We start from the raw sequence: 12,147 nt of genomic DNA on the forward strand, positions 1-12,147 counted from the left end.
GGTATTATTCCGCCGGCTTGCTGTTCAGCAGATGGCCCATCTTGGCGGCTTTGGTGTCCAGATAGTGGGCGTTTTTCGGGTTGCGCCCGACGATCAGCGGAACGCGCTCCACAATGTTAATCCCGGCTTCGCTGAGGATTTCCACTTTTTTCGGGTTGTTGGTTAACAACCGCACTTGCTCAACGTTGAGCAGCTTGAACATATCGGCGCACAGAGTGAAGTCGCGTTCATCGGCGGCGAAGCCAAGCTGATGGTTCGCTTCGACAGTGTCATAACCCTGATCCTGCAGCGCGTAGGCGCGGATCTTATTCAATAAACCAATGTTGCGACCTTCCTGACGATGATAGAGCAGGATCCCCCGGCCTTCTTCGGCGATATGCGACAGGGCCGCCTCCAGCTGAAAGCCGCAATCACAGCGCAGGCTAAACAGGGCATCGCCCGTCAGACATTCTGAATGGACGCGGGCGAGCACCGGCGACTGCCCTGAAATATCGCCGTATACCAGCGCGACATGATCCTGTCCGGTTGCCAGTTCTTCAAAACCCACCATCAGGAAATCGCCCCAGGGGGTTGGCAGTTTGGCTTCTGCCACACGTTTAAGCTGCATGTGATTCTCCAGATTCTGTCAGCACCTGAATGTGCTTTCTGTTTACCGCTATTTTGCCACAACGCCGGGACGTTCTCCTAATCACGAACGGTTAGCCGCGCGGAAAGCGCACAAACGATCTACTTTCCGCTATGATGTTCATCTACAAGGAGAAGGAGAGAAAATGCTGTTGATTGCCCGACGAACCGCTCTCGCGGCGGCGCTGCTGCTGGTCATGCCCCTCACGGTCTGGCTGTCTGGTTGGCTGTGGCAGCCAGGACTGCCGGTGGTATGGCTGAAAAGCCTCTGGTGGGTGACGGAAACGGTGACCCAGCCGTGGGGAATTATCACCCATGTTGTGCTGTGCGCCTGGTTTCTCTGGTGCCTGCGCTTTCGTCTGCGCGCGGCGCTGATCCTGTTCCTCATTCTTGCCGCCGCCATCCTGGTGGGACAGGGGACCAAATCCTGGGTCAAGGCGCGGGTTCAGGAGCCGAGACCGTTTGTCATCTGGCTGGAAAACGCCAGGCAGGTGCCGGTGACGCAATTCTACGCGTTAAAGCGCAAAGAACGCGCTAAACTGGTGCATGAGCAGCTGGCGCAGGCGCAGGACATCCCGCCGTTTTTACGCAAACACTGGCAGAAAGAGACCGGGTTTGCATTCCCGTCAGGCCATACGATGTTCGCCGCCAGCTGGGCGCTGCTCGCTGCCGGGCTGCTGTGGCCGCGTCGGCGCTGGGGCACGATCGCGGTACTGCTGGCGTGGGCGACGGCGGTGATGGGGAGTCGCCTGGCGCTCGGTATGCACTGGCCGCTGGATCTCATCGTCGCTACGCTGATCTCCTGGCTGCTGGTCACGGTGGCCTGCTGGCTGACGCAGCGTCTTTGCGGGCCGCTTTCGCCGCCGGGGGAAGAGGCGCAGGATATTAAAAAACGGATGCCTGAAGCGGAATAATGTTGATTTTAGCGGCATCCGACCGCATATCCTGTCGAGTTGCCGTGCTTTTTCGTTCCACCGCTGCGGCGAAAATGATACTTTATAGGGCTGAAAGCGGGCTTTTTACGCGCAACCCACAGAACGGGAAGTCATGTGAAATATTTACTCATTTTCTTACTGGTGTTAGCAATCTTCGTCATTTCAGTGACGCTGGGGGCGCAGAATGACCAACAGGTCACTTTCAACTATTTGCTCGCTCAGGGTGAATTCCGCATTTCGACGCTGCTGGCGGTGCTGTTCGCTGCGGGCTTTGCCATCGGCTGGCTGATCTGCGGCCTGTTCTGGCTGCGGGTGCGCGTCTCGCTGGCGCGCGCGGAGCGGAAAATTAAGCGCCTTGAGCACCAGATTGCTCCTGTCAGCCCGGCGGCTGTCGAGGCAGGCGTGCCTGCGGTGAAGGAATAACCTCTTATGCTGGAGTTGTTGTTTCTGCTTTTACCCGTTGCCGCCGCCTACGGCTGGTACATGGGGCGCAGAAGTGCACAACAGTCCAAACAGGACGACGCGAGCCGCCTGTCACGGGATTACGTGGCGGGGGTAAACTTTCTGCTTAGCAACCAGCAGGATAAAGCCGTCGATCTGTTCCTTGATATGCTGAAAGAGGATACCGGCACCGTTGAGGCCCACCTGACCCTCGGCAACCTGTTCCGCTCGCGCGGCGAGGTCGACCGCGCGATCCGTATTCACCAGAGTCTGATGGAAAGCGCGTCGCTCACCTACGACCAGCGCCTGCTGGCGGTGCAACAGCTGGGGCGCGACTATATGGCCGCCGGGCTGTATGACCGCGCGGAAGATATGTTCAAACAGCTGGTGGATGAGACCGATTTTCGCCTCGGCGCGCTGCAGCAGCTGCTGCAGATCTACCAGGCGACCAGCGACTGGCAGTCGGCTATCGAGGTGGCTGAACGGCTGGTGAAGCTGGGGAAAGAGAAACATCGTGGCGAAATCGCCAACTTTTGGTGCGAACTGGCCCTGCAGCAGATGGCGGCCAACGATCTGGATAAGGCGATGGCGCTGTTGAAGAAAGGCGCCGCCGCGGACCGCAACAGCGCCCGGGTTTCGATCATGATGGGCCGGGTGTGGATGGAGAAGGGCGACTACGCCAAAGCGGTGGAGAGCCTCGAGCGGGTTATCGATCAGGATAAAGAGCTGGTGGGTGAGACGCTGGAGATGCTGCAGACCTGCTACCAGCAGCTCGGCAAAGCCGATGAATGGGAAGTTTTCCTGCGCCGCTGTGTGGAGGAGAACGCCGGGGCGACCGCCGAACTGATGCTGGCGCAGATCCTTGAGCAGCGGGAAGGGGTCGAAGCGGCGCAAAACTACGTGACCCGGCAGCTTGAGCGCCACCCGACCATGCGCGTATTCCATAAGCTGATGGACTACCATCTCAACGAAGCGGAAGAAGGGCGGGCGAAAGAAAGCCTTGGGGTGCTGCGAAACATGGTCGGCGAACAGGTGCGCAGCAAACCGCGCTACCGTTGTCAGAAATGCGGCTTTACCGCTCATACTCTCTACTGGCATTGTCCGTCCTGCCGCTCCTGGGCGACCATCAAACCTATTCGCGGCCTCGACGGCCAGTAAGGTCAAAAAAAAGAGGCGCTTTAGTTACAACATACTTATCATTTCTTCCCCGTCACCGCCTGCAGCCCCGGCATCGCCATCGGCCGCGCAGGGCAAAACAGCAGCCTGTTATTTTGTTAGCTTCACAGGTAGAATGCTGCCCGTTTACCTTTTTTGCGCCCTCTGGCGCCCATCAACACTAAGGTCTGGTCATGACGTCAACAGCTATCCCATCTTCCCGCGCTGTCACTTCCTCTCCCGTTGTGGTTGCGCTCGACTATGATAATCGCGATAAAGCGCTGGCATTTGTCGACCGCATCGACCCGCGCGACTGCCGCCTGAAGGTGGGCAAAGAGATGTTCACCCTGCTGGGACCGCAGTTTGTCCGCGATCTGCATCAGCGTGGGTTTGAGGTGTTCCTGGACCTTAAGTTTCACGATATTCCCAACACTACCGCCCGCGCGGTGGCGGCCGCTGCCGAGCTTGGCGTATGGATGGTGAATGTCCATGCCTCCGGCGGCGCGCGGATGATGACCGCGGCACGCGAAGCGCTGCTGCCCTTTGGTCAAGACGCGCCGCTGCTCATCGCCGTCACCGTCCTCACCAGCATGGAGTCCAGCGACCTGCAGGATCTGGGCATTACCTTATCCCCGGCTGACTACGCGGTGAAGCTGGCGGCGCTGACCCAACGCTGCGGCCTCGACGGGGTGGTGTGTTCAGCTCAGGAGGCGGTACGCTTTAAGCAAGAGCTGGGGCAGGCGTTCAAGCTGGTCACCCCGGGTATCCGTCCGCAGGGCAGCGACGCTGGCGATCAGCGGCGGATCATGACTCCCGAGCAGGCTCAGGCGGCAGGGGTGGACTATATGGTTATTGGCCGCCCGGTTACCCAGTCGACCGATCCAGCCGCGACGCTGCGGGCGATCAACGATTCTCTGCGCAAGGGGGCATAATGAGCGATTCCAACAGCCGTCTGGTCTACTCCACCGAAACCGGGCGTATCGACGAGGCGAAACCGGCGCCGGTGCGCCCGAAAGGCGACGGTATTGTGCGGATCCAGCGCCAGACCAGCGGCCGCAAGGGCAAAGGCGTCTGTCTGATTAGCGGAATTGATGCCGACGATGCGGCGCTCACTGCGCTGGCGGCAGAGCTGAAGAAGAAATGCGGCTGCGGCGGCGCGGTGAAAGATGGCGTGATCGAGATCCAGGGCGACAAACGGGATTTACTGAAGTCGCTGCTCGAGGCGAAAGGGATGAAGGTGAAGTTAGCCGGCGGCTAATTGTTATTTCAACCCTAATTAATGGCCTGGTGAAATAACAAGGCCGCGGTGAATGCCGCGGCCTTGAATGTTTTAACGTGCGTAAGTCAATTCGTGTGAATTATTCTTTTATTTCGTCAGATAAATATATTATTTGCCGACCTGGTGACCAATAATACCACCGACTGCTGCGCCACCCAGGGTACCGAGTGCGCTACCGTCAGTTAACACCGCACCGCCGATGGCGCCGGCACCTGCGCCGATAGCAGTGTTACGATCGCGTTTAGACATGTTAGAGCAAGCGCTCAGAGACATTGCTACAGTGACAGCCAGAACAACAGCAGCCATTTTTTTGCTCGTTGAAGTCATCATTTTTTTCTCCTGAATAATCTATTCATGGATTACAGCGCTCCTGTAAGCATAGCCTGATAAAGCAGCTTTAGGGCAATTCCATGAAGTTAGGGTGCGCAGGTATCACGAAAATCACGCAGGTGATAGTCACTTCCTGTTATATCGCTAATAATAATTTTACTTTTTTTAAAATTTAGCGTCAGGTAAAAAGTCTTAATTACCGGCTCGGAATACTCTCAGAGCGTTAACGCGCCCGTCCGACGCTTGGCTGGGACGGGGCGGAGACACATCAGACGTAGGGTACAATATCCACAGTCAGGCCGCTGCGCAGCAACTGCTCACGGCAGTCGTTCGGTAGACGATCGTCGGTGATAACACGATTGAAGCGGCCGGCTGGCCCAAGCGGATAGGGGTGCACCGCGCTGAATTTTGAGCTATCGCTGAGGATAATCGCTTCGCAGTGCTTCTCCAGAACGGCGTTAACCACGTCCGCACGCATCATATCGCGACCGGTAAAGCCGGTTTCCGCCTGCCAGCCATCGATCCCGATAAAGGCTTTACTGAAATGCACCTGCTGGATGAACTGGCGGGTCAGTGGGCCAACCATACTTTCACTGCGTTTCTGGTAAATCCCGCCCAGCAGGATCACCTCTCCCGGCGTCTCTTTCAGCAGATGGGCGATATAGCTGCTGACGGTGATGATGGTGATATCGCCGCGTTCGGCCAGGGTGCGCGCCAGCAGGGCGTTGCTGCTGCCGTTTTCGATAAATACCGTTTCGCCGGCATTCACCAGCGCCGCGGCGCGGCTGGCCAGTTCACGCTTAATGGCGAAATGGGTCATCATGCGGGTTTCGACATCTTCACTGTCCAGTGGGACGGCGTAGCCATGGGTGCGGCGCAGATAGCTCTGCTTCTCCAGCAGGTTCAGATCCTGACGGATGGTGACCTCTGAAACTCCGGTCATCTTCGCCAGATCGGCGACGCTCATGCGGCCTTTATCGATGACCACTTGCAAAATACTTTGTTGTCGGGCGTTCATAGCAACATCACTGTTAGGGGGCTATACGGCGAGCAACCGGTCAGCATCGCCGGTTGCGGCATGTGGGCGATAATCAGATTTCCCAGGGCGCTTTGGGTGGTTTGTTTTGCTCGGCGTCGTCTGCCGCCAGCGCCAGCAGCTCCGCTTTGAGGATCTCCAGATTATGGATCGCAGAGTGGTAATCACCGGCAACCAGAATATCCAGCACGGTATCGATACGTTGGGCGAGCAGGTGGGCATTCACATCTGACATGGCATTATCCTGGTAACAAAAACGAATGAAATCAATGATGCTAAAAATGGGTGAAAAAGAGAAGCGAAAAAAACGCACAACCTTAATCGGCGCGACGGAAATGGCGGGACAGGGAGGAAAGAAGGAGCGGTTCCCGGAGGAACCGCTGTGATGAGACGTCAGGCAGCCGGACGAGCAATGATGCTACGAGTTTCCATGCGGACTTCAGCGATAGTGACATCGATAACATCGGTCACTTTGTAGACCACTTCTCCCTTGATCTGCACGGTGCCGTTTTCCTGGCTGCAGACCAGTTCGTCGCGCACGGCGTGAAGGAACGGGGCCGGAATAAAGGCGACCGCGCCATTGTCCACCAGACGCACGCGCATCCCGCCGCGGCTGATGTCGATGATCTCCGCCGCAAAGCGGGTATCGGTGCCGGCTTTATCGTTGAGGAAACGGGCATACAGCCAGTCGGCGACATCGCGTTCGGCCATGCGGTTGAGACGACGGCGCTCCGCCATCTGCACGGTGGCTTCATCCTGCGGGCGCGCAATGGTTTCGCCTTTGATGATGGCCTTAAGCAGACGGTGGTTGATCATGTCGCCATACTTACGGATCGGCGAGGTCCAGGTGGCGTAGGCCTCAAGACCGAGACCAAAGTGCGGGCCCGGCTCGGTGCTGATTTCAGCAAACGACTGGAAACGGCGTATGCGGCTGTCGAGGAAACCGGTCGGCTGGGCGTCCAGTTCGCGGCGCAGCTTGCAGAAACCTTCCAGGGTGAGCACTTCCGTCGGATCAACGTGTACGTCGTGGGTCTTCAGCAGGGCCGCCAGCTGCTCGGTATTCGCCGGGTCGAAGCCGGTGTGGACGTTATAAACGCCGAAGCCGAGCTTGTCGCGCAGAACGCGGGCGGCACAGATATTGGCGGCGATCATCGACTCTTCGACAATACGGTTGGCAATACGACGCGGTTCCGCGACGATGTCCAGCACTTCGCCTTTTTCGCCGAGGACGAAACGGTAATCCGGGCGGTCTTTAAACACCAGCGCGTGGGTCTGACGCCATTCGCTGCGACGCTGACACACGTCCTTCAGCAGCGTAATTTGCTGCGCGATCGCCTCGCTGCCCGGCTGCCAGCTGCCGCGGCCTTCCAGCCAGTCAGAGACGTCGTCATAGGCCAGCTTGGCTTTCGATTCGATGGTGGCGGCAAAGAACTCGATGTTGTCTTCAATGGTGCCATCGGCCGCCAGGGTCATCCGACAGGCCAGCACCGGGCGCACTTCATCGGCACGCAGGGAACACAGGTCGTCTGACAGTTCGCGCGGCAGCATCGGGATGTTGAATCCCGGCAGATAGTTGGTAAAGGCGCGTACTTTTGCGGCGTTGTCCAGCTTGCTGCCTTCGGCAATCCATGCGGTCGGGTCAGCGATCGCCACCGTCAGCAACAGTTTGCCGTCGGCGCCAGATTCGACATACAGCGCATCGTCCATATCTTCGGTGCTGGCGCTGTCAATGGTGACGAAGTCGAGGGCGGTCAAATCGCGGCGTGTCAGCCCTTCGTCAAGCATCTCGGTGGCGACGCCGTCCGGTGCCTCTTTTTCCAGATTATGGCGCGCCAGCGTCACCCACCACGGGACAAAGTGGTCGTCGCTGAAGGTGATGAACTGGGTCAGCTCCGCGTAAAATCCGCGGTCGCCTTTTAACGGATGACGGCGCATTTCAGCAACGGCCCAGTCACCCTGTTTGAAATCATGCTCAACGCCACGGGCGGCGCGGCAGGGAATGGCGTCTTTCAGCAGCGGATGGTCAGGAACGATAGCGAGGCGATCGTCTTTCTTCTGGACTTTACCGACGAAACGGGTCAGGAAAGGCTCAACCAGCGACTCCGGCTCGGCGCTTTCGCGTTCTTTTTCAGAATGGATCACCGCAACGATACGGTCGCCATGCATCACTTTTTTCATCTGCGGCGGCGGAATGAAGTAGCTCTTCTGAGCGTCCACTTCGAGGAAGCCAAAGCCCTTTTCCGTGCCCTTAACGACCCCTTCCGCGCGCGGCGTCTGGGAATGCAGTTGCTGTTTAAGCTGCGCTAGCAGCGGGTTATCCTGAAACATAATTAGGTATTTTCGTGGCTAAAAGAGCGGCTGACATTTTTACGCGATTATGCCTGTCGCAGCAAGCGCTGTTTCAGCAATTTACGTCTGCTGACGCACATTGCCGAGGGCGATTTTCAGACGATTCATCCAGCCGCACAGCCCGCTCCAGGTTAACAGATCGATCGCTTGTTCCGCTGAGAGTCCATATTCGCCGAGGGGTGTTAACTGGGCGGCGCTAAACCGGTCCGGGGAGCGGGTTAACAACTGTACCGCGGTAACGAGCGCGCGCGACTGAGGATGCTGCCCAAGCCAGCGATGGAGAGCCTGATCGCCCTCCCGTAAATGGCTGACGAACGCTTCTTCACCGTGCCAGTGGGGGAGCCAGGCGTCAAAACAGGTGGCGCTGCCATTGGTGCGCGCGGTGAGTAAGGCGACCTGCGGGCCAAAGGTATCGTTGCCGCAAAGCTGGCGTAACAGCGTCTCCAGCGGCGCCATCAACTGCGGGTCGCAGGCCAGCAGCGGAGCCAGCGGGCCCAGGCCGGGCAGCGACTGCCAGCTGGCGATGCGCCGCTGGCGCTCGTCATCGGCATACTGCAGATCGGGGTCTTCAATGTCGGTTTGCCACTCTCCCGGCGGGATGGCGAACAGGCCGGCGGGCGCCTCCTCTTGCTGCGGCATGCCGGGGATCCAGCGCACCGGGAAGCCCTGCGCCGCCTGCAGCACGGCAATCGCCCGCGCTTGGAAGCCGACGAAACCGATAATCTGGTTGATTAGGATAATATCCCGGCTGGTCAGGCCCACTTCGTCCAGCTGGCTGCGGGAAAGGGCGTTAATGACGGAGGGTGAACCGGCGAGCTGACGAGCGTATTGGGTGATCTGAGCCAGACGACGGTTGCTCTCGCGCGAAGAGTCGGGCCCCGGCAGGGGCGCCAGGCGGGCGGCATAGTGGTTACACAGTCGCTGGACGCCGTAGACCTGGGCGACGGTCAGCGCAGTGCTCAGGCGATCGTAGGCGGTAAAGGTTTGCAGGCGGCTTACCGCCACCTGGTCGGGAAACAGCCGCTCGGCGAGCTGGCGCGCGGGGCGTAGCCAGCCTGTGTGGGCGTGTAGCCAGGCGTCCGGCAGCGTCAGGTCCAGCAAAAAGCGGTCTTCAACATGGGCGGCTTCAGGGACGAGCGGCAGGACATCCACCGGGCAGATTGTTGACTGGGTTTCGTGATACCAGTGGTTTTTGCCATTCACGCGGCGTGGCTCCATGGGCTTTCCTTGTTCGGTATGTGGCGAACCGCCGTTCCGCGGATCGTTTATGCAGAACTATCCTGGCGTAACCCGGAAGCAGGAGAAAATATTGATACGTGCTAACAAATAGCCGATTGGAATAACAGGGGGAGCGCAAGGCCTGGGAAGGGAAAACCCTCCTCACCGGGGCGAGGAGGGGAAGGAGCTTATTTCAGTTCCAGCTCGTTCATAGCGGCGATGCTGAACCCGCCATCAACGTGAACGACTTCACCGGAGATACCCGCAGACAGGTTGGAGCACAGGAAGGCTGCGCTGTTACCCACGTCTTCAATGGTGACGGTGCGACGGATCGGGGTGACCGCTTCGCAGTGCGCCAGCATTTTACGGAAATCTTTGATACCGGACGCGGCCAGGGTACGGATCGGACCGGCGGAGATAGCGTTGACGCGAACGCCTTCCGGACCCATCGCGTTCGCCATATAGCGCACGTTCGCTTCCAGAGAGGCTTTCGCCAGACCCATCACGTTGTAGTTCGGGATCGCGCGCTCGGCGCCCAGGTAGGAGAGCGTCAGCAGAGCAGAATCCGGGTTCAGCATCGTGCGGCAGGCTTTAGCCATCGCCACGAAGCTGTAGGCGCTGATGTCGTGCGCGATTTTGAAACCTTCGCGGGTGACCGCGTTGACGTAGTCGCCGTCTAACTGGTCAGCCGGGGCATAACCGATAGAGTGGACGAAACCATCGAATTTTGGCCAGACTTTTTCCAGCTCGGTGAAAAGCGCGGTGATGCTCTCATCTTCAGCAACGTCGCACGGCAGCACAATGTCAGAACCCAGCGCGGCAGCAAACTCTTCAACGCGACCTTTCAGTTTTTCATTCTGATAGGTGAATGCCAGTTCCGCGCCTTCGCGGTGCATTGCCTGCGCAATACCGTAGGCGATGGACAGTTTGCTGGCGACGCCAGTGATCAAAATGCGCTTACCGGAAAGAAAACCCATAGCTTTAATCCTTATCGTTATTGCTTATTTTTACTTTAACAATCATAACGTTAACATTGTTATTTCAAAATAACTCAAATTTAGCCGGGAATTATATCCCACTGACGACCCCTTGTGTCACGATATTTTTCAGCCGGCCCGCGCCGCGCGGGGTAAAAGCCGATCGCGATAGCTCAAGTATACCATTTTTCTCTGCTGACTATTTGAGCGCAATCGCCGCCAGCAGCAGACGCCCATCGGCGCTGAGAGGCCGCAACTCGCCCGGAGCGTCGCCGTGCCAGCAGAGACCGCTGCCGACGGCGCAGCGCCGTCCGGCCAGATCCCATTCACCCTGCAGCACATAAGCAACCCCGTTAGTGGCCGGTCGCTGCCGGTCGCTCACCACTTCAACCTGCGCGAGGGCTCGCCCGCGCTGGGTCATGACATTGAAGTCCAGTCCAGGCTCAACGATCCCGACGCTGGACAGCGCCCATTCGCCGGGAAACGCCCACGGCTGCCAGCGCGCCAGCGGATGGTCGATCTCCTCCCCGCGCAGCCGTAGCGGTTGCCCCGCCAGCAGGACGATCGTCCGGTCGACGCCGGGAAAAGGGGAGAATGGGCCATCGGCCTGCAGGGTGGCAATGCTCGCGCGCCAGAGAAAAGGCGCATCTACGGAAGGAACGGCGATAATTTCCCGGGTGGCGCCAGCGCCGTTCTTCCATGGCGTGACGGGCAAGGTAGCGTAATCAAAATAGGTGATCATAGTTTGCTCGGCGGAAGTCGGAAGTGGATAGTATTTGTTACACACTTGTCTCAATGTTCTTACAAATTATTTACAACGGGGCTCACAAATCCATCATTGAGCGCGTGTGCGGGTTTGTCAATGCTTGTATATACATGAGCAGTCATCTGCGAATTATCTTATCGCCTTGACCAGAGCCATCATGACAAAACGCGATCGGGAGAATGAAAATGCAACAGCGTATTACTTTCCGCCAGGCCTGCCTGGTCACCCTGTTTTCGGGGCTACTGCTGTCTGGTGGCTCAACATACGCTAAAGAGTGGAAATCGATCACCATCGCTACGGAAGGCGGCTATGAACCCTGGAATCTAACCCTTCCCGGAGGGAAACTCAGCGGTTTCGAGCCCGAGCTTATGGCGAATTTATGCCAGCGGATGCAGATCGAATGCAAACTGGTGGTGCAGAACTGGGATGGCATGATTGCCGGACTTAACGCCGGAAAATATGACGTGATCATGGATGCTATCGTCGTCACTCCAGAGCGCTCGAAGGTCGTGGCGTTTACCCAGGCATACGCAGCCACGCCGGCCTCTTTCATTGCGGTAAAAGGGTCGCTGCTACCGCCTTCGCCAGCGGTCAAGCTTCATGATAATGAGAAAGAGATTCAGGCGGCGATTGCGCCGCTGCGCGCGGCGTTGAAAGGGAAAACCATCGGCATCGCGTCCGGCACCGTGTACACCCCGTTTATTGATAAGTATTTCAAGGATATCGCTGACGTCCGGGAATATAACAACTCAGCGGATGCGATCCTCGACCTGCAGGCTGAGCGCATCGACGCGGTGTTTGATGATATTACCTTTGCCAACACCACCCTGTCTCGCCCGGAGAATAGCAATCTGGCATTGAGCGGTCCGCTGATGAGCGGCCCAATCTGGGGAGGCGGTGAGGCGATGGGCGTGCGCCTCGCCGATACCGAACTCAAAGCGAAACTGGATAGCGCCATTCAGGCGGCGCTGGCCGATGGGACGGTAAAAAAACTGAGTGAGAAATGGTTTAAAAGCGACGTGACTCCCTGAGCGAGG

15 protein-coding genes are annotated in these 12,147 nt (G+C 58.1%); 7 read left to right on the forward strand and 8 right to left on the reverse strand.

The window, feature by feature from the left end:
• Positions 1–4: 4 nt before the first annotated feature.
• Positions 5–607 (reverse strand): GTP cyclohydrolase II, encoded by a 603-nt coding sequence (gene ribA / locus QLG03_RS03770; RefSeq protein WP_023289336.1) that lies wholly within the window; start codon positions 605–607, stop codon positions 5–7.
• Between the two features lie 163 nt (positions 608–770).
• Here ribA and pgpB point away from each other — a divergent pair, with 163 nt between their 5' ends.
• The 5 genes from pgpB (at position 771) to yciH (ending at position 4,413) form a co-directional block, all read left to right on the forward strand.
• Positions 771–1,538, forward strand: a complete 768-nt coding sequence (gene pgpB / locus QLG03_RS03775; RefSeq protein ID WP_023289337.1) for a phosphatidylglycerophosphatase B — start codon at positions 771–773, stop codon at positions 1,536–1,538.
• 135 nt (positions 1,539–1,673) lie between these two features.
• Positions 1,674–1,982 (forward strand): LapA family protein, encoded by a 309-nt coding sequence (locus QLG03_RS03780; RefSeq protein WP_023289338.1) that lies wholly within the window; start codon positions 1,674–1,676, stop codon positions 1,980–1,982.
• 6 nt (positions 1,983–1,988) lie between these two features.
• Complete coding sequence (gene lapB / locus QLG03_RS03785) at positions 1,989–3,158, forward strand: lipopolysaccharide assembly protein LapB (protein ID WP_004203879.1); 1,170 nt, start codon at positions 1,989–1,991, stop codon at positions 3,156–3,158.
• A gap of 191 nt (positions 3,159–3,349) precedes the next feature.
• Positions 3,350–4,087, forward strand: coding sequence for an orotidine-5'-phosphate decarboxylase (pyrF, locus tag QLG03_RS03790; protein WP_255987330.1), 738 nt, complete (start codon positions 3,350–3,352; stop codon positions 4,085–4,087).
• Positions 4,087–4,413 carry a stress response translation initiation inhibitor YciH gene (yciH, locus tag QLG03_RS03795; protein ID WP_002901782.1) on the forward strand — a complete coding sequence of 109 codons (327 nt, stop codon included), beginning with the start codon at positions 4,087–4,089 and terminating at the stop codon, positions 4,411–4,413. The genes pyrF and yciH overlap by 1 nt, the downstream gene beginning before the upstream one ends.
• A 129-nt stretch (positions 4,414–4,542) precedes the next feature.
• Here yciH and osmB read toward each other — a convergent pair whose 3' ends face one another.
• The 3 genes from osmB to QLG03_RS03810 form a co-directional block, all read right to left on the reverse strand.
• Positions 4,543–4,761, reverse strand: coding sequence for an osmotically-inducible lipoprotein OsmB (osmB, locus tag QLG03_RS03800; protein ID WP_002901783.1), 219 nt, complete (start codon positions 4,759–4,761; stop codon positions 4,543–4,545).
• Between the two features lie 271 nt (positions 4,762–5,032).
• Positions 5,033–5,782, reverse strand: coding sequence for a DNA-binding transcriptional regulator YciT (locus QLG03_RS03805; protein WP_023289340.1), 750 nt, complete (start codon positions 5,780–5,782; stop codon positions 5,033–5,035).
• 73 nt (positions 5,783–5,855) lie between these two features.
• A complete protein-coding gene (locus QLG03_RS03810; protein WP_004203883.1) occupies positions 5,856–6,035 on the reverse strand; it encodes a hypothetical protein in 180 nt (59 codons plus the stop codon).
• Positions 6,036–6,060: 25 nt separating this feature from the next.
• On the opposite strand from QLG03_RS03810, the gene QLG03_RS03815 reads away from it, so the two are divergent.
• Positions 6,061–6,186, forward strand: a complete 126-nt coding sequence (locus tag QLG03_RS03815) for a hypothetical protein (RefSeq protein ID WP_254915175.1) — start codon at positions 6,061–6,063, stop codon at positions 6,184–6,186.
• A 7-nt stretch (positions 6,187–6,193) separates the two neighbouring features.
• Here QLG03_RS03815 and QLG03_RS03820 read toward each other — a convergent pair whose 3' ends face one another.
• The 4 genes from QLG03_RS03820 to QLG03_RS03835 all read right to left on the reverse strand — a co-directional run bounded on the left by QLG03_RS03820 (position 6,194) and on the right by QLG03_RS03835 (position 11,086).
• Positions 6,194–8,128, reverse strand: coding sequence for an exoribonuclease II (locus QLG03_RS03820; protein WP_023289341.1), 1,935 nt, complete (start codon positions 8,126–8,128; stop codon positions 6,194–6,196).
• Positions 8,129–8,209: 81 nt separating this feature from the next.
• Positions 8,210–9,367: a carboxymuconolactone decarboxylase family protein gene (locus QLG03_RS03825; protein WP_255987335.1), complete on the reverse strand. Its 1,158-nt coding sequence runs from the start codon at positions 9,365–9,367 to the stop codon at positions 8,210–8,212.
• Between the two features lie 188 nt (positions 9,368–9,555).
• Positions 9,556–10,344 (reverse strand): enoyl-ACP reductase FabI, encoded by a 789-nt coding sequence (gene fabI, locus QLG03_RS03830; protein WP_023289343.1) that lies wholly within the window; start codon positions 10,342–10,344, stop codon positions 9,556–9,558.
• A 199-nt stretch (positions 10,345–10,543) separates the two neighbouring features.
• Complete coding sequence (locus QLG03_RS03835) at positions 10,544–11,086, reverse strand: HutD family protein (RefSeq protein WP_050533921.1); 543 nt, start codon at positions 11,084–11,086, stop codon at positions 10,544–10,546.
• A gap of 209 nt (positions 11,087–11,295) precedes the next feature.
• Here QLG03_RS03835 and QLG03_RS03840 point away from each other — a divergent pair, with 209 nt between their 5' ends.
• On the forward strand, positions 11,296–12,141 hold the full coding sequence (locus QLG03_RS03840; RefSeq protein WP_023289345.1) for a transporter substrate-binding domain-containing protein: 846 nt from the start codon (positions 11,296–11,298) through the stop codon (positions 12,139–12,141).
• The last annotated feature ends 6 nt before the right edge of the window (positions 12,142–12,147 follow it).

The organism is Klebsiella sp. V115_8, assembly GCF_029967715.1.
GTDB lineage: Bacteria > Pseudomonadota > Gammaproteobacteria > Enterobacterales > Enterobacteriaceae > Klebsiella > Klebsiella quasipneumoniae.